Genomic DNA, 16,439 nt, shown 5'->3' with positions numbered 1-16,439 from the left:
ATGACTGAGCGAGCCATCCTGGTTGTCGAGGACGAACCGCACATCCGCGACATCGTGGAACTTGCACTGCGTTTCCATGGTTTCCGGGTGACGAGCGTGGCCACGGGTGAGGACGCTCTGGCCGAGGTGGAGCGCAACCAGCCGGACCTGATCGTGCTGGACGTGGCGCTGCCCGGCATCGACGGCTTCGAGGTCTGCCGTCGCCTCGCGGACCGGCGCGTTCCGGTGATCTTCCTGACCGCGCGGGACACCCCCGCGGACACCGTTCACGGCCTGACCCTGGGCGGCGACGACTACGTGACCAAGCCCTTCTCGGTCGAGGCGCTGGTCGCGCGGGTGCGGGCCGTGCTGCGCCGTACCGTCGAGGCCGGGCGGAGCGAGACCGCGCAGGACGCGCACATCCTGCGCGTGGCCGACCTGGAGCTCGACGAGTCGCGCTGGCAGGTACGGCGCGGCGGCACGCAGATCGCACTGTCTCCCACCGAGTTCCGGCTGCTGGCGTTTCTCATGGAACACCAGGGTCTGGTGCTGACCAAGCGCCAGCTGCTGGAACACGTCTGGGGGTACGGCGGGCAGTCGCAGGTCGTCGAGACATACGTCTCCTACCTGCGCCGCAAGCTCGCTCCCTTGGGGCCCCCGCTGATCCACACCCAGCGTGGCGTCGGCTACACCCTGCGGGCCCCCTGATGTCGCTGCGCAGCCGCCTGTTCGTCGGCCTGCTCGGGGTGAGCGTGATCCTGCTGGTGGCGCTCTCGGCCGTGAGTGTGCTCGTCCTGCGCGGGCACCTACGCGACCGGTTGGAGGGCCAGCTCGTGACCGCCGCCGCCAAGCCTGGGATCGGGAAGACCGCCCCCAGCGGGCAGCTGGGCCGGGTGCTGACCGGTTCCACGTACGCGGCGGCCCTGTTCAACCTCACCTCGGGCCGGGCCCGGCTGGTCGAGGGTGACGCCGCAGAGGCGACGGCCGTGCCGTTCCTGATCGAGCGGCTGGGCGGCAATCGGATCAAGGCCTACGCCCAGGCCGGACAGACCTTCGATCTCGACCCCTCAGGCGAGTACAGCATGCTCGCCAGAGCCGTCACGCGGGCCAGGCCGAACATGCTGGTGGTCGTCGCCGTTCCGCTGGAGTCGGTCAACGCGCCGGTGCGCAGGCTCATCCTGGCCGAGCTGCTCGCCGGGGGAGCGCTCATCCTGGCGCTGGCGATGATCGGCCGGATGCTGATCATCGGCGGGCTCGCGCCGCTGTCCCGGATGGCCGATACCGCCCACCACATGGCCAGGAGCGGTGACCTGTCGTTGCGGATGCCGGAGGGGTCCTCCGAGGCGGGCAGGCTGGGCGGGACGATCAACCTGCTGCTCGACCGGGTTGCCGGGGCGCTGCGGGACCGCTGGGCCTCCGAGGACAGGGTTCGCCACTTCGCCGCCGACGCCTCGCACGAGCTGCGCACTCCCCTGGCCGCGATCCGCGGTTACGCCGAGCTCTACCGGACCGGCGCGATCCCGTCCGAGGAGCTGTCGAAGATCATGGGGCGGATCGAGGACGAGGCCACGCGGATGGGCGATCTGGTCGGCCAGCTGCTGGAACTGGCCCGTCTGGATCGCGGCGCCGAGCTCCAGCCGGCTGAGACCGATCTGGCCGCGGCCGCCCGCGAGATCGCCGCCGACTGCGCGGCGATCGCCCCGGAATCCCCCGTGCTCGTCGACGCCCCGAACTCCCTGCCGGCCGTGGTCGACGAGCCCGGGATACGGCAGATCCTGATCAATCTCCTGGCCAACGTCCGGGCTCACACGCCCGAGGGGACGACCGCGGTGGTACGGCTGGCGCGACAGGCGCATGGCGGCGTGCTGATCGAGGTCGTTGACGACGGGCCCGGGATGCCGCAGGAGCAGGCCGCCAGGGCGTTCGACAGGTTCAGCAAGGGCGGGCCCGCCGGCGCAGGGCTCGGCCTGGCGATCGTCAAGGCCATCGCCGACGCCCATGGGGGGCGCTGCTGGATCACCTCGGCCGCGGAGCACGGCACCGCCGTGCACGTGGAGCTTCCCGGGCAGGTTGCCGGGGAGCTTCGGTAGTGATCGTCGCAGAAGCAGCGAAAATGCCGGCCGGAACCTCGGTGAAGATCGGCTGTCACGGTGGTGGCGGCACCGGTCCCACCTGTCTGCTGGGCGGACCCGGCTAGATGTGATCTTCTGGTCCGCTCCGGCGCGGCGCTCGATCAACGCCTTGGAGCCTTGACGTCCGAAACGGGAGGTGGTCAGTCCTCGTCGGCGGGAAAGGCGAAGAGCCGGATGTACATGGGACGCGCGTCCGGGGGCGCGTCCTCGGCCCGATGGCTGTATTTCATCAGCAGCGCCATGTAGGCCTCGAAGAACTCCTCGAACTCCGGCTTGGTCATCCGGCCGAGACCGCGTGACCCCTTGGCCCAGTCGGGGTCGCGCAGGTAGGCCTCGGGAAAGCGCTCGAACAGCTCACGGTCCTCGTCCATGCCGATCCGGTGGAGCTCGGCGAGCACCGGGCGGTCCTCGGGGGAGAGCTGGTCGGGGGTGGGCAGCCGGATGTCTCTGGGCGTTTCGACCTTGCGCCACCAGCGCTCTCTGCCGCCGGAGCGCTCCGGGATCTCCTCGATGAAGCCGCTCCTCTCCAACTGCCGCAGGTGGTAACTGGTCGTGCCCGTCTTGGCGCCGAGCAACTCGCCGAGCGTCGTCGAGGTCGCGGGGCCGTGCAGGTTGAGATGGCGCAGCATGGCCCGTCGCATGGGGTGGGCCAGCGCCTTGAGCCTCGCGGGGTCGTCGAGAACGAGCGACTCGTCATCCTTCATGATGAACAGCCTAGTCCTGCAGAACGATATCTGCAGATATCTGTTTGCCGACAAACCTCTGCAGACTATCTTCGGCATATGAGACGAATCCTCCCTGCGGTGGCCGCCGCGCTCTGCCTGGTCACGGCCGCTCCGGTGGCCGCCGGAGCGGCCACGACCGCGACCGCGACCGCGACCGCGACCACGATCACGGGCGCGGCCGTCGCGCCCGCGCCCGCCGTACCCTCCGACCTGAAAGCGGCGGAGGTGAGCTTCCGGGGCAGCGGAGGCCTCGCCATGCACGGCACGGTCCTTTCGCCTGCCGAGGGAAGGTCCGCGCGGCCCGGCATCGTTCTGGTGCACGGCGCGGGCACAGGCACGCCTCGTACGAAGCTGATGGGCGAGGCCGTCGAGTTCGCCCGCAGGGGCCTGTCCGTGTTGATCTACGACAAGCGGTCCGAGGGCTATTCGCTCTTCCACCGGTCCTACTCGCAGCTCGCCGACGACGCGCTCGGGGCCGTGGCCGCGCTGCGGTCCCAGCCGGGCGTCGATCCGGCGAAAGTCGGCATATGGGGGCTCAGCGAGGGCGGCTGGGTGGCCCCGATCGCGGCGTCCCGCTCGGCGGACATCGCCTTCGTCGTGCTCGTGGGCGCGAACGGCCTGCCGCCGCTGCGGCAGCAGACCTGGACCGTGGCGGCCGGGCTGCGCAAGGCGGGGGTGTCCGGCTCACTCGTCGACCGGGCCGAGCCCGTCATGTATCAGATGATCGCTGACGGCGGGATGTTCCCCGAGCCCTACTACGACCCCGAGCCGACCATAGCCGCGGTGCGCCAGCCGGTGCTCGGCATCTGGGGCACCCATGACCTGCTGACCCCGCCCAAGGAGAGCCCGCCGATCTTCGCCAGGGCGCTGGAGAAGGGCGGCAACAGGCACTACGCGTTCCATTTCTTCCCCGGCGCCGACCACGCCGCCCACCAGAGCCCCGACGGCGGTGTCACCCGGCTGCCCGAGCTGGCCCCCGGCTACGCCGATCTGGTCGGATCCTGGGTCGGCGAGGTCACGGCGGGCAGGCCGCCCACGGCGCGGACGTCGGGACCCGCCCCCGTGCAGGTCACGCCGAGCAGGCCGATGGATCCTCCGGCCTGGTGGGGGTCGGGGGCGATCCAGCTCGTGGCCCTGGCGCTGTTCGTGGTCGCGTTCGGTGCCTACCCGGTGGTCGCGCTGGCGAGGCGCCTCCGCGGCCGTTCGCAGGCTCCGGCGACCAGAGCCGCGCGGCTGCTCAGCGCCGGAGGGCTCACGGTGGTGCTCGGCTCGTTCTCCTATCTGTTCTACCTGCTGACGACCGGCGGCAAGCTGGCCGCTCCCGGGCCCGTGCTGGCGGGACGCCCGCTGATCTGGCTGGCCCTGCAGGCCCTCGCGGTGGCCTCCGTGATCGCCACGATCCTCACCGCGCTCGCCTGGCGCCGCTCCCGAGGTTCCGTGACGCGAGGGGAGAGGGTACGGCTCGGCCTCCTGCTCGCCGGAGGGACGGTGCTCGTCCCGTGGGCTCTTCACTGGGGCCTGCTGCTCCCGTGACGGCCGGGAAGAGGGACGAGCGCCCGGTCGCGCAGCCGTACCTCTGCGGGTGCCGAAAAATTGGGTTTTGGAGCACTACAGGCAGGCTACGCGCCTGCTGGGGGCAGAGGCCGAGTGAGATGATCAGGTCGTCAGGGGGTCTTCTGCGGCGGAGTGAGCAGACGGTCGAGCAGGAGGTGGAGGTACCTGCGGAAGTCGATGCGGGCTTGCTGATCATCGGGGCCAAGGCGGTAGCCTTCGTCGTCGAGTACGTCGCCGCAGCAGAAGCCTTCGACGCACCAGATCATCGTCCAGAGGACGTACCTGAAGTCAGGAGCGTCGTCGATGTATCCGGCCTCGAGGGCGGGCTGGACGCTCTTGTGGATCCGGGCGTGCAGCGGCCAGACATAGCGACGCTCGAGGTCGGTGATGTCCTGGGCGTCGAAGAGGCTGCGGTGCGCCCAGAGTGCGGGGATCTGCGGGTTGGACATGCAGAAGTCCAGATAGCTGTCGGCCAGCGCGTGGATCATCTGTGGGGCGTCGGCGGGAGACAGCGGAGTGAACTGGGCCATGACCGCCTCGATCGCGGCGCTGTCGGCCTCGTGGGCACGTTCCATGATGGTGAGGTAGAGGTCTCGCTTGCTCCCCACCTGGGAGGTCACCGTGGCGACATCGAACCCGGCGGCCTCCGCTATCTGCTGAAGGGAAGTTCCGTCATATCCGAGTGCCGCGAACATGCGGGTCGCGATCTCCAGGATCATCTCTCTCTGGTCGGCAGCAGAGGTCATGAAGCGGACGGTATGGATGGAATCCAGCAAGGTCAACCATTTGACGGGCAAGGGCAGGCCTGCGCCGCTTCAAAACTCGCGTGTACGGTCTGAGCTGGGATTTCTGCGGCTGGACTACGCGGCTCGGCGGTACTCGTTGATCGCTCCGCCGAGTACTTCGCGGCGTTCGACTGATTGGCGTCGACCGTGCTGAGCTGGGCTTATGTGTGGAGAGTCGTTAGATCGCGAGCCTTGCTCGGGTAGGCGCGCCGGTCCGCGATCTCACCCAGCGGCGGCCGTGTGGTCTCGGCGGCGTTGCGGGACGTGTGCTCGCGCCGTCCGTTGATCCGTGCCGATGCCGGCAGCCTGCGCAAGGTCGTCGGGACCCAGTGGCCGCCTCCGTGTTTCGGAGGCGGCCGTCTCACGGTGCGAGCGGCGTGGGCGGGGTGAGCGTCACGAGCCGGGGTAGCCGCCTCCGCCGTGGGCGGCGTCGAGGGCGTCGTAGTCGGGGGTGAAGCCCTTCTTGGGGATGGCCTCGACGAAGTCGACGTGCTTGGGCTTCTTGTAGGAGGCGAGCCGGGTGCGGACGTGTTCGATGACGTCCTCGGCCGTGGCCTCGCTCTTGAGGACGACGACGGCCTTCACGGCCTGCCGCCACCGGTCGTCGGGGACGCCGATGACGGCGGCGTCGGCGACGGCGGGGTGGGTCTTCAGCGCCCGCTCGACCTCGGCGGGATAGATGTTCTCGTTGCCGGATTTGATCATGCGAAGCATGGGGCCGACGAAGGTGATCGTGCCGTCGGGCTCGCGGCGGCCGAGGTCGCCGGTGTGGTGCCAGCCGCCGCGCGTCTTCGCCTCGTTCAGTTCTGGCCGGTTGAAATATCCGGAGAAAAGCGATTTGCCGCGGGCGCAGATCTCGCCGACCTCACCGGACGGCACCTCGTCGCCCTCAGGGGAGAGGATGCGGACCTGGACCAGCGGCGAGGGCCGTCCGGCGAGTCCGGCGGCGCCAGGGGCGAGGCCGAGGAAGGTCAGCATTCCGCCCACCTCGGTCTGGCCGTAGCCGCCCATCTTGGAACGGCACCAGGGGGAGTCGTCCACGGTCGTCATCGCGTCCCACTCGGCCGAGTGGGAGATGAAGCGGAGCGACGTCAGGTCGTACTTGCCGCCCGCGTTGGCGGCCACCACGGCGTCGATCATCTGGCCGAACAGGAACGCCTGGGTGACCTTCTCCGCGTCGATCAGGCGGCAGACCTCCTCGGCGTCGAACGCCGGGGTGAACACGTTGGTCCCGCCGATCTGCAGCGTGGCCAGGCAGAACATCATCGTGCCGACGTGGAAGAGCGGGCCGTTGTTCAGGAAGGTGAAGCCGTCCTCCATCTGGCGGACCACCAGGAGACCGGTGCTGTGCGCGACCAGCGCGGCGCTGCTGAGCAGGGCCGCGTTCGGGCGGCCGTCGAAGGCGGCGGTGTAGAGCGCGAGCACCGGTGCGGAATCGTCGCCAGGTTCCGGAACGCCGCCGGATCCCCCCGCGTCGCCGGAGCTTCCCGCGCCGCTGGAGCTTCCCGCGCCGCCGGATTCCCCAGCCCCGCCGGAGCCTCCCGCGCCGCCGTACCCCTCCGCGCCGGGGGCGCCGCCCGACAGGAACGCCTCGTAGTCGGCGCCCGCGAGGATCCAGCCGTCCCCGCTCAGCGGAGCGGCGGCCTCGGAGCCCTCCCAGACGACGACTTTCGGGGCGAGATCGTCCACGATGAAGGACAGCTCGTCGGTGGACTGCCGCCAGTTGGCCGGGCAGAAGACGGCGCCGAGCCGGGACGAGGCGAGCAGCAGTTCCAGCACCGCGTGCGAGTTCTGGCCGAGCCACAGCACCCGCTCTCCGGCCGTGACCCCCCGGGCGGCCAGCGCGTTCGCCAGGCGGGTGACCCGCCCGTCCAGTTCGGGGTAGGTGAGCCGCGTCTCGCCGTCCACCACCGCCGTCACCTGGGGGCGGCTGCGGGCGTGCTCGGCGAGGACGTCGGACAGGGTCAACTGGTGGATCATCGCGCCTCCTGGGGGGTGGCGTACGGCCCGCGCCCTGCCTGTCGTGTCCGGCGCGAGCCGTACGGGATGGATCACTTGAAAGCCGGCATGACCTCGGCGGCGAAGAACCGCATGACCTTCTTCATCTCCTCGAGCGGCATCGGCCTGGTGCTGCCGAAGTCGCAGAGCAGGTTGGCGAACCCGGCGTCCTGGAGCAGCCGGATCTGGCCGATCACGCGCTCGGGGTCGCCGATGACCTCCAGTTGCTCCCAGCGGAAGTCGTTGGACACCGAACCGCCCTTGAGATAGCGGTCCTGGTAGTACTCGAACCCCTGGGCGGCCTTGCCGGTCCTGGGGTCGATCGGCGAGCTCTTCTCGTTGAAGATCCGGGCCCGGTCGAACATCGCCTCGAACCGGGCCTGGTCCTCGCGGGCCTGTTCCGCCGTCGGGGCGACGTAGACGCTGCGGGCGACCACCAGCTCCGAGGAGGTCACGTCGTGCCCGGCGCTCCCGGCGGTCTCCCGCCAGGTCTCGGCCGCCTTGACCACCTTGCGGAACGTCGCCGCGGGGTCGGCCAGGATCGGCAGGCCCCGCTCGGCGTACATGGTCACGGTCTCGGGGGAGACGGCCGCAACGTGGATCGGCGGGAAGGGGGTCTGGGCCGGCCGGGGGACGAGCTCGACCTCGGTTCCGGTCCGGTAGAACTTGCCCTCGTGCTGGAAGGCCGGGTTGCCCCAGAGCCCGAGGATGACCTCCAGCGCCTCGTTGAACCGGTCGCGGGCCTCGGCCAGGTCGATGCCGAAGCCCTCGAACTCGAAGCTCTGGTAACCGCGCCCGATGCCCAGCTCCAGCCGCCCGCCCGAGAGCAGGTCCACCATGGCCGCCTCCTCGGCGACGTGGATCGGGTTGTGCAGCGGGAGGACCACGATGCCGGTGCCCAGCCGCAGCTTCTCGGTGCGGGCGGCCATGTTGGCCAGCATCGTGAACAGGTTCGGCACCACGCCGTAGTCGCGGAAGTGGTGTTCGGCCAGCCGTACTCCGTCGAAACCCAGCTCCTCGGCGAGTTCGACCAGCTCAAGGTGATAGTCGTAGACATCCTTGAAGCTCTGGCCGTCGAACCGGTGGAAGAGGTGGAAGGTCGAGAACTTCATCGGCTATCCCCTGGCGGTCGTCTCCGTGTGGCCCGTTCCGCGCTTCGGGTACGGCAGGCCGTACGTAACCAAGCGCTCGCTTGGTCGAGCGTATCAGTGGTTGGCGCGAACGGTCCAGGTGACGGACTGTGTCAGGAACTCCTCGCGGTAGCCGGGGTCGCGCACGTCGGCGGTCGTGTCGGAGACGACCGCGGTGACGGTGTCGCCGCCGCCCATGCCGGCGACGTTCACCGACGTACGGCCCCGCCAGGGCAGATGCTCCTTGCCGTTGCGGTACCAGCGGACCGACAGCGTCGAGATCGGGGCGAGAGTCACCGAGAGCGTGCTCTTGCGCGCCACCGGGTGCTCGTCGGGCGTGTGGGAGTCGATCGGCCGGGCGATCGCGTAGAACGACTGGATCATCTTCTCCCTGCCGACGGAGTTGAACTCCCGGCCGAGCGACTTCATCAGCGAGTTGGACGTGGGCCGGTAGACGCCGTACTGTGTGTAGTACCCGCCCTCGTAGGCGCCGACGGTGTCACCGTCGGGGCTGGGCGCGCCCAGCCAGTACCACCACTTGGCCCGCTCGGCACGCATGCGCCCGGCGTCGCGGATGCTGACGTTGACCTCGGAGAGCTCCGGTCCCTCGTAGCGGCTGCCGTCACCCGGGTGGGCGTAGTAGTCGTACTCGTCGGCCAGGTCGCCCAGGGAGTGGCCGAGCTCATGCGGCAGGACCTCCCCGGCGCGCTCGTTGCCGCCGGAGAAGGTCGCCATCTCCTCGTCGGGGTAGCCCGCGCCGCCGTACTTGGCGGAGTTGGCGATCGCCGCGATCTGGTCCACGCCGGGCGCCAGCGCCGCGTAGGCCTTCGCCCGCTCCTCGTTCACGCAGAGCAGCCGCTCCAGGCCCTCGCACCAGAAGGTCATGCCGAGCGGGGTGTTCCTGACCACGTCGCGGGAGGGGTCGCCGCTCACGCCGGAGACGGGCGAGGGGATGTCGACGCGCCAGACGTTGAACAGCTTGCGGTAGCTCTTGAAGGGTTCGCGGTTGGACAGCAGCGCCCACTTGGCGGCCACCTGCTCGCCGTAGCGGCCGAGCTCGGCCTCGGTGTATCCGTCGCCGACGAAGACCAGGTCGATCCGGTTCTCGCTCGGCCCATTGACCTCGATGGGGGTGAGCTTCGCCGCGGCCGGGGCGAGGGTGCGGGCCCGGGGAGCGGCGGAGGCGGGGGCCTCGGCGCGGGTGATGGTGCCGTCCTCGGAGAAGACCTCGACCGGCCTGGACGGGTCCGTCGAGCCCGCCGGACCCGCCGGATCGGCCAGCGCGGGTGCGGCGGCCAGGGTGGCTGCGCAGGCGGTGGTCGCGGTCACCGCGGCGAGGAGGGAGATTCGGCGCACAGGAATTCCTTTCGGAAATGTCGTGAAGTGCGCTGATCTTCGGTGTCCAGCGGTAACGCGCCGATCACGTGGAGATGACGAGACGACCCGCCGGAATTCGCGTGAAAGGCGAAAACACAGGTCAAAGGCCATCCATCATTCGGGGGTGATGGAAAGTGGGATGGAGTCGTACGCTCGTCCGGTGAGCCTGGAACTACGACATCTACGAGTCCTGTGCGCCATATCAGACACCGGTAGCCTGACCCGGGCCGCGACCCTCCTGGGCACCACCCAGCCCGCGCTGTCGGCCCAGCTCCAGCGGGTCGAGCGCGTCATCGGCGGCAGGCTCTTCGAGCGCGACCGCCACGGCGCCAGGCCCACCCCGCTCGGCGAGTTCGTGCTCACCCGGGCCCGCACCGTGCTGAGCGGCATGGACGAGCTGCTCGCCGGCGCCGCCGCCCGCCCCGCCGGCGGCCCGGTACGGCTCGGCGGGATCGACGGGCCGATCCTGGTCGGCCTGGTCGACCGGCTCGGCGACCTGCTCGGCGGAAGGGAGGTCACCTCCTACGCCGACGCCGCGCCGCGGCTCCTGTGCGACCTGGTGGCCGCCCGCCGCCTGGACGCCGCCGTGGTGGTCGACTACGTGGGGCACGAGCTGCGGCCGGTACCTCCGCTGTGCCACGAGCCGGTCGCCGCCGAGCCCGTCTTCGTCGCGCTCGCGAGCGGTCACCCTCTGGCCGGCCGGCCCGAGCTCGACCTCTCCGACCTCGCGGGAGAGGCGTGGGTGCTGTCGCCGCCGGACGGAGGAGGCTGGCCCGAATGCTTCCGCACGGCCTGCCACCAGGCGGGGTTCGTCCCGCACGCGCCCCACCGGGCCGTGGACGCCTGGACCATAAGGGAGATCGTCACCTCCGGCCGGGCCGTCGCCCCCTGCCGGGCGACCTTCGCCGAGAGCGACGGGCTGGTCATCCGGCCGCTGCGGGGCGACCCCCTGCTCATGCGGCACCTGCTGGTATGGCATCCACAGGGGGAACTGGCCGCCCACGTGCCCGCCGTACGGGAACTGGCGGCGCGGGCGTTCGCCGACTATGTCCGGGAACGCCCGCGCTATCTGGAATGGCGCAACCGGTAACGTTCCCCGGGTGACTGTCCTGCTGCCCGGTGTCGCGCTCACCGACCATGTGTTCACCGTCCCCCTCGACCACGCCGATCCCGGCGGCGCGACGATCGAGGTCTTCGCCCGCGAGGCGGTCGACCCGGCCAGGCGGGACGAGGATCTGCCGTGGCTGGTCTTCCTGCAGGGCGGTCCCGGCGGCAAGTCACCGCGGCCGACCGCGGCCGACGGCTGGCTGGGGCACGCGCTGAAGACCCACCGGGTGCTCCTGCTCGACCAGCGGGGAACCGGCCGCAGCACCCCCGTCACCGCCAAGACGGTGACCGGGACGGACGCCGAGATCGCCGCCCACCTCAAGCACTTCCGCGCCGACGCGATCGTGGCCGACGCCGAGCGGATCCGGCGAGAGCTCTGCGGAGACCGGCCGTGGGAGACCCTCGGCCAGAGCTACGGCGGATTCATCACGCTGACCTACCTCTCCCAGGCGCCCGAAGGCCTCAAGGCCTGCTACGTGACCGGTGGCCTGGCGGGGCTCGACGCCACCGCCGACGACGTCTACTCCCGCACCTACCCCCGGGTCCGCGACAAGGTGGACCGCTACTTCGCGCGCTACCTCGAGGACTCCGCGCGCCTGAACGCGATCGCCGACCACCTGCGCGGCGAGGAGGTCAGGCTCCCGGACGGCGACGTGCTGTCCGTGCGCCGCCTGCAGGCCATGGGCGTGTGCCTGGGGATGGGCGACGGAGCCGACTACCTGCACTGGGTGCTCGACGAGGCGTGGATCGGCGGGAAGCTCTCCGACCTGTTCCTGTACGAGGTCATGGTGGCCACCGGCTTCGTCGGCAACCCCCTCTACGCGGTGCTGCACGAGTCGATCTACGCCCAGGGCGCCGCCACCGCGTGGTCGGCTCACCGGCTGCTGCCCAAGGAGTTCGCCGAGGACGCCGAACCGCTGCTTCCCACCGGGGAAATGATCTACCCCTGGATGTTCGACGAGATCGCCGCCCTCCGCCCGTTCAAGGGCGCCGCCGAGATCCTCGCCGCCGACCCCGGCTGGCCCCGCCTCTACGACCCGGTACGGCTGGCCGCCAACCCGGTCCCGGTGGCCGCCGCCGTCTACTACGACGACATGTACGTCGACGAGGGCCTGTCCATGCGCACCGCCCGCGCGGTGGGCAACGTGCGGACCTGGGTGACCAACGAGTGGGAGCACGACGGGGTCCGCGTCTCCGGCGGCAGGGTCCTCGCCCGCCTGATGGACATGGTCAACGGCGTCTACGGCTGAGCCTCCCGGCGGGCCGCCTCAAGGGCGCCTCAGGGAGCCGGGAGCTCGGCCAGCGGCAGCCGTACCTGGAAGCAGGTGTCTCCGGGCACCGACTCCACCCGCAGATCGCCGCCGTGCCGGCCGGCGACGATGCGGAAGGAGATGTCCAGGCCCAGGCCCGTGCCCTCGCCCACCGCCTTGGTGGTGAAGAACGGCTCGAAGATCCGCTCGCGCAGGTGCTCGGGGACGCCCGGGCCGGTGTCGCAGATCTCGATCAGGGCGGTGGTGTCGTGTTCGAGCCGGGTGCGGACGGTGAGCGTGCCGGTGCCGGCCATCGCGTCCAGCGCGTTGTGGATCAGGTTGGTCCACACCTGGTTGAGCTCCCCGGCATAGGCGGGGATCGCCGGCAGCTCGGGGTCGTAGTCGGTGGCCACGCTGATCCCCGGAGGGATCTTGCCCCGGAACATGGTGAGCGTGCTGTCCAGCAGTTCCCGCACGTCCACCGTCTGGTAGGGCGCCCGGTCCATCTGGGAGTACTGCTTGGCGGAGGCGAGCAGCGCGGTGATCCGCTCGGTCGCGTCGGTCACCTCGTTCAGCATCTGGTTGATCTCGATGGCCTCCGCCAGCCAGCGCGTGGCCCCGGGCAGGTGCTCGTCCCCGACCGCGTGGCTCACCTTTTCCAGCCCGCCGAGCCCGAACCCGGCGCCCACCAGCGCCGGGGCGATCTCCCATGCGTCGCTCACCCCGGCCTCCTCCAGCGCGTCGCTCAGCTCGTCCTCGGCGTCGGAGACCTCCAGCGGCGACCGCGCGGGCACGCTCTTGGCCTTGTCGGTGCACCCCTCCTGCAGGTCGATCAGGGCGCGCAGCCGGTTGGCGGGGATGCCCGCCTCGGCCAGCTCGGCCAGCTGCCGCCGCGCCACCCGGATCTTCTCCCGCAGCTCGCCCACGGCACGCACGGCCGCCGCGGCCGGGTTGTTGAGCTCGTGGGTGAGACCGGCGGTGATCGTGCCGAGCGCGGTCAGCCGCTGCCGCCGGTCGATGAGCTCGCGCTGGGCCAGCCCGCCGAGGCGCACCCCGTCGAGCAGGTGCACCGCCATCGGGAACCACTCGCCGATCATGAGGCCGTACTTCTTGGCCGGCAGCACGAAGAGCCGCGCCGGTTTGGTCGCGCGCAGCGAGTGGGTGTAGGCCTCCGGGGCGCGGTCGCCCAGGTAGGCCGAGGTGGCTCCGGCGTAGACCCCCGGCTGGGAGGTGGGAGTCATGGAGACCGCCCCGGTGGGGGTCTCGACGCTCATGACGATCTCGCCGTCGATGAGCACGAAGAAGGCCTCGGCCGGTTCACCCTGCCGGAGGATCGGCTCGCCCGGGCCGAACTCGCGCTCCACGCCGTGAGTGGCCAGCCACTCCAGCTTCTCGTCGTCGAGCTTCTCGAAGAGGAACAGTCCGCGGAGTACGTCCGTGCTGGTCATACGGCCTCCTTCGGTGCCGGCGGCCATGGCGCCATGCCCGCCGGGGATCTCGCCTCGCTCAGTCACGCCTTCTCCAGGTAACGGTGAACGAGTGCCACGGCCATGGCGCCCTCGCCGACCGCCGAGGCGACCCGCTTGATCGAGTCGGCTCGGACGTCCCCGGCGGCGAAGACGCCCGGCACGTTGGTCTCCAGGTGGTACGGCTCGCGCCGGAGCGGCCAGTTGCGGGGGCGGTTCTCGGCGGCGGTCAGGTCCGGTCCGGTGAGGATGAAGCCCTTCGCGTCGCGCTCGACCGTGTCACCGAGCCAGTCGGTGAGCGGCTCGGCGCCGATGAAGACGAACAGCCACTCGGCGTCGACCGTGCGCTCGCCGTCCGGCCCCTTCAGCGTGAGCCGTTCCAGATGGCCTTCGCCCTCCGCGCCGACCACCTCGGTCTCGATGTGGACCTCGATGTTCGGGATCTGCGAGATCTGCTCGATCAGGTAGTGCGACATGGACTTCTCCAGCCCGTCGCTCCTGACGATCAGGTGGACCTTGCTGGCGTATCCCGACAGGTAGACGGCGGCCTGCCCCGCCGAGTTGGCGGCGCCGACGATGTAGACCTCGCGGCTCCTGCACTCGGGCGCCTCGGTCAGGGCCGCGCCGTAGTAGCAGCCGGTGCCGATGAAGTCGTCGAGGCCGGGAGCGTTCAGCCGCCGGTAGGAGACGCCGGTGGCCAGGATCACGGTGTGCGCGGCGATGCTGCTGCCGTCGGCGAAGCCGACCACCTTGGCCTGCCCCCTGACCTCGAGGCTGGTGACCCTGCGGGCGGTGAGCAGCTCCGCGCCGAACTTCAGGGCCTGGCGGCGGGCGCGGTCGGCGAGCTGGGCGCCGGAGACGCCGTCGGGGAAGCCCAGGTAGTTCTCGATGCGCGAGCTCTGACCGGCCTGCCCGCCGGAGGCGTGCTGCTCGACCAGCACCGTGCGCAGCCCCTCCGAGGCCCCGTAGACCGCCGCTCCCAGCCCGCCCGGGCCGCCGCCGATGACGATCAGGTCGTAGAAGTCGGTGGCCGGGGCGGTGGACAGGCCGACGGCCGCGGCCAGCTCAGAGGTGCTCGGGGCGACGAGCTTCGTGCCGTCGGCGGTGATGACCAGCGGCAGCTTGGCCGGGCTGATCTCGCACGCCTCGCCGGCGGCGGCGAGCAGCTCGGTGCCCTCGGGGGAGTCGGCCAGCACCCAGCGGTAGGGCACCTGGTTGCGGGCCAGGAAGTCACGGACCTTGTACGACCGCGCCGACCAGCGGGCTCCCACCACGCGCAGCTCGTCGGACTCGCGCCGGTCGGTCCGCTGCCAGGCGTCGAGCTGGGCGTCCAGCACCGGGTAGAACTTCTCCTCCGGCGGATCCCACGGCTTGAGCATGTAGTGGTCGAGATCCACCACGTTGATCGCCTGGATGGCGGCGTCGGTGTCGGCGTAGGCGGTGAGCAGCACGCGGCGGGCGTAGGGATACAGGTCCATGGCCTGCTCCAGGAACTCCACGCCGTTCATCTGGGGCATTCGATAGTCGGCGAGGATGATCGCGACGTCGTCTCCGCGCAGCCGCATCTCGCGGACGCTCTCCATGCCCTGGGCCGCGTTGTCGGCCCGGACGACGCGGTAGGAGTGGCCGTAACGACGCCGTAGATCACGCGCTACCGAACGCGAGACGCCCGGATCGTCATCCACTGTCATGATGACCGGCTTGTCCATGACCTACCTTCCCCCGAAAGGAGACAACTTAATTCAAAGATTCTCACATCCCTAATCAGGCGATTCATCGCCCGAACGTGGGGAATCGGGCATGCCGGTGGCGTGGAGCAGGGAGGTCGGGTGGCCATGGCCGGCGCGCAGCCGCGTGAGCTCGGGGTCGCTGGTCCAGAACTCGCGCAGCGACTCGTGCCCGATCCGGCCGGCGACGATCTGCAGGGCGATCTCGTGCCTGATGTATTCCACCGCCATCAGGACCATGGCCGGATCCTGGGTGTAGATGCCCCAGCCGGAACCGTTCCTCAGGCCGCCGACCAGCACCTCCCGCTGGTCGCTCACCACGACGAGGAGGCGGCAGCCCAGGTTCTCCATGGCCGCGTCGGGGGCGGAGAAACGGTGCTCGTACAGGTGCCCGACCGTGTCTTCGGCGTCTTCGGCGGGCCCGAAGTGCATCACCGACGTGTCGACACCGCGTTCGACCGCCCGCTTGATCAGGGGGGAGAGCCGCCTCATCTCCTCGGGCCAGATCGACAGGAACAGGTCGGCGCGCGAGGCGGCCACCACGTCCTCGGCCCGGATGAGCAGCCCCTCGGCGTCCTTGAGATTGTGGATCGGGTGGGCTTTGGGCGGTGCGACGACCTTGGGCAGCGAGGCCTGCAGCGACTCCATCGAGTCGTTGAAGTCCCGGCGCATGCGCTCCAGCAGTGACTGGGGTGGCAGCGGCAGGTAGTCGACGGCGGCCTCGGCCCCGTGCAGCTCGTAGGCGGCGCCCTTGGCCACCAGCTTGCTCAGCGTCTCGTAGACCGTGCTGCGCGGCACGCCGGAACGTTTGGCCACCTCGTAGCCGTTGAGTGGCTGCCCGGCTCCGACCAACGTGAGATATGCCTTGGCCTCGTAACCCGACATGCCCAGGCGTTGTAACTGTTCCACGACGTTCCGCATCGCAGTCATGGTACGGCGCGCGGTAGTCATTTTGTGCTGTCCTAAAGCACCTGATTCGGCCTCATATTTGCCATTTGAGAGTTTTGGCCGGTGAGGCGGCCTCTGTGAGCCGGCTGGCACGTTCCCGGCATCTTCCCGATGCCTTTTTGTCGCCTTCCTGTTGCCTTTCGGTCCTGCTGCCCGCCCGGCCCGGGTCTGGGGCTTCCCGGCCCGGGTCTGGGGGCTTCCCGGCCCGGGCCGCTGGAAACGCGAGAAGCCGCGACCACCTCCGGCAAGGTGGTCGCGGCT

At 70.2% G+C, this 16,439-nt stretch carries 13 protein-coding genes; 5 read left to right on the top strand and 8 right to left on the bottom strand.

Features of this window, described 5'->3' with window-relative positions:
- Together ACFY2X_RS10595 and ACFY2X_RS10590 are read left to right on the top strand one after the other, a co-directional pair.
- On the top strand, positions 1 to 687 hold the full coding sequence (locus ACFY2X_RS10595) for a response regulator transcription factor (protein WP_389935489.1): 687 nt from the start codon (positions 1 to 3) through the stop codon (positions 685 to 687).
- Complete coding sequence (locus tag ACFY2X_RS10590) at positions 687 to 2,069, top strand: sensor histidine kinase (protein WP_389935486.1); 1,383 nt, start codon at positions 687 to 689, stop codon at positions 2,067 to 2,069. The genes ACFY2X_RS10595 and ACFY2X_RS10590 overlap by 1 nt, the downstream gene beginning before the upstream one ends.
- Positions 2,070 to 2,251: 182 nt before the next feature.
- Here the strand turns inward: ACFY2X_RS10590 and ACFY2X_RS10585 are convergent, their stop codons facing one another.
- Positions 2,252 to 2,815, bottom strand: a complete 564-nt coding sequence (locus ACFY2X_RS10585; RefSeq protein ID WP_389935483.1) for an ArsR/SmtB family transcription factor — start codon at positions 2,813 to 2,815, stop codon at positions 2,252 to 2,254.
- Positions 2,816 to 2,893: 78 nt separating this feature from the next.
- Between ACFY2X_RS10585 and ACFY2X_RS10580 the strand changes: the two genes are divergently transcribed.
- Positions 2,894 to 4,369 (top strand): alpha/beta hydrolase family protein, encoded by a 1,476-nt coding sequence (locus tag ACFY2X_RS10580; RefSeq protein ID WP_389935480.1) that lies wholly within the window; start codon positions 2,894 to 2,896, stop codon positions 4,367 to 4,369.
- 131 nt (positions 4,370 to 4,500) lie between these two features.
- Here ACFY2X_RS10580 and ACFY2X_RS10575 read toward each other — a convergent pair whose 3' ends face one another.
- The 4 genes from ACFY2X_RS10575 to ACFY2X_RS10560 form a co-directional block, all read right to left on the bottom strand.
- Positions 4,501 to 5,136: a TetR/AcrR family transcriptional regulator gene (locus ACFY2X_RS10575; protein WP_389935478.1), complete on the bottom strand. Its 636-nt coding sequence runs from the start codon at positions 5,134 to 5,136 to the stop codon at positions 4,501 to 4,503.
- 432 nt (positions 5,137 to 5,568) lie between these two features.
- Positions 5,569 to 7,155: an AMP-binding protein gene (locus ACFY2X_RS10570; RefSeq protein ID WP_389935475.1), complete on the bottom strand. Its 1,587-nt coding sequence runs from the start codon at positions 7,153 to 7,155 to the stop codon at positions 5,569 to 5,571.
- Positions 7,156 to 7,226: 71 nt separating this feature from the next.
- On the bottom strand, positions 7,227 to 8,285 hold the full coding sequence (locus tag ACFY2X_RS10565; RefSeq protein WP_389935472.1) for an LLM class flavin-dependent oxidoreductase: 1,059 nt from the start codon (positions 8,283 to 8,285) through the stop codon (positions 7,227 to 7,229).
- 93 nt (positions 8,286 to 8,378) lie between these two features.
- On the bottom strand, positions 8,379 to 9,659 hold the full coding sequence (locus ACFY2X_RS10560) for a M64 family metallopeptidase (protein WP_389935469.1): 1,281 nt from the start codon (positions 9,657 to 9,659) through the stop codon (positions 8,379 to 8,381).
- A gap of 160 nt (positions 9,660 to 9,819) precedes the next feature.
- Between ACFY2X_RS10560 and ACFY2X_RS10555 the strand changes: the two genes are divergently transcribed.
- The gene (locus tag ACFY2X_RS10555; protein WP_389935467.1) at positions 9,820 to 10,770 is read left to right on the top strand and encodes a LysR family transcriptional regulator; all 951 of its coding nucleotides are present in this window, start codon (positions 9,820 to 9,822) and stop codon (positions 10,768 to 10,770) included.
- Between the two features lie 10 nt (positions 10,771 to 10,780).
- Complete coding sequence (locus tag ACFY2X_RS10550) at positions 10,781 to 12,037, top strand: alpha/beta fold hydrolase (protein WP_389935464.1); 1,257 nt, start codon at positions 10,781 to 10,783, stop codon at positions 12,035 to 12,037.
- A gap of 29 nt (positions 12,038 to 12,066) precedes the next feature.
- Here the strand turns inward: ACFY2X_RS10550 and ACFY2X_RS10545 are convergent, their stop codons facing one another.
- The 3 genes from ACFY2X_RS10545 to ACFY2X_RS10535 form a co-directional block, all read right to left on the bottom strand.
- Complete coding sequence (locus ACFY2X_RS10545; protein ID WP_389935461.1) at positions 12,067 to 13,485, bottom strand: ATP-binding protein; 1,419 nt, start codon at positions 13,483 to 13,485, stop codon at positions 12,067 to 12,069.
- A gap of 62 nt (positions 13,486 to 13,547) precedes the next feature.
- Positions 13,548 to 15,212 (bottom strand): FAD-dependent oxidoreductase, encoded by a 1,665-nt coding sequence (locus ACFY2X_RS10540; protein ID WP_389935457.1) that lies wholly within the window; start codon positions 15,210 to 15,212, stop codon positions 13,548 to 13,550.
- A gap of 51 nt (positions 15,213 to 15,263) precedes the next feature.
- A complete protein-coding gene (locus ACFY2X_RS10535; RefSeq protein WP_389935454.1) occupies positions 15,264 to 16,151 on the bottom strand; it encodes a TrmB family transcriptional regulator in 888 nt (295 codons plus the stop codon).
- Positions 16,152 to 16,439: the final 288 nt, after the last annotated feature.

It is taken from the genome of Streptosporangium sp. NPDC000396 (assembly GCF_042898655.1).
Lineage (GTDB): Bacteria > Actinomycetota > Actinomycetes > Streptosporangiales > Streptosporangiaceae > Streptosporangium.
This window is presented reverse-complemented; position numbering and strand designations above follow the sequence as displayed.

Excerpts from the sequence above, each read along its gene's own strand:
- ACFY2X_RS10595 (WP_389935489.1), top strand. The coding sequence starts at position 1 with ATGACTGAGCGAGCCATCCTGGTTGTCGAGGACGAACCGCACATCCGC.
- ACFY2X_RS10590 (WP_389935486.1), top strand. The coding sequence starts at position 687 with ATGTCGCTGCGCAGCCGCCTGTTCGTCGGCCTGCTCGGGGTGAGCGTG.
- ACFY2X_RS10585 (WP_389935483.1), bottom strand. The coding sequence starts at position 2,815 with ATGAAGGATGACGAGTCGCTCGTTCTCGACGACCCCGCGAGGCTCAAG.
- ACFY2X_RS10580 (WP_389935480.1), top strand. The coding sequence starts at position 2,894 with ATGAGACGAATCCTCCCTGCGGTGGCCGCCGCGCTCTGCCTGGTCACG.
- ACFY2X_RS10575 (WP_389935478.1), bottom strand. The coding sequence starts at position 5,136 with ATGACCTCTGCTGCCGACCAGAGAGAGATGATCCTGGAGATCGCGACC.
- ACFY2X_RS10570 (WP_389935475.1), bottom strand. The coding sequence starts at position 7,155 with ATGATCCACCAGTTGACCCTGTCCGACGTCCTCGCCGAGCACGCCCGC.
- ACFY2X_RS10565 (WP_389935472.1), bottom strand. The coding sequence starts at position 8,285 with ATGAAGTTCTCGACCTTCCACCTCTTCCACCGGTTCGACGGCCAGAGC.
- ACFY2X_RS10555 (WP_389935467.1), top strand. The coding sequence starts at position 9,820 with ATGGAGTCGTACGCTCGTCCGGTGAGCCTGGAACTACGACATCTACGA.
- ACFY2X_RS10545 (WP_389935461.1), bottom strand. The coding sequence starts at position 13,485 with ATGACCAGCACGGACGTACTCCGCGGACTGTTCCTCTTCGAGAAGCTC.
- ACFY2X_RS10540 (WP_389935457.1), bottom strand. The coding sequence starts at position 15,212 with ATGGACAAGCCGGTCATCATGACAGTGGATGACGATCCGGGCGTCTCG.
- ACFY2X_RS10535 (WP_389935454.1), bottom strand. The coding sequence starts at position 16,151 with ATGCGGAACGTCGTGGAACAGTTACAACGCCTGGGCATGTCGGGTTAC.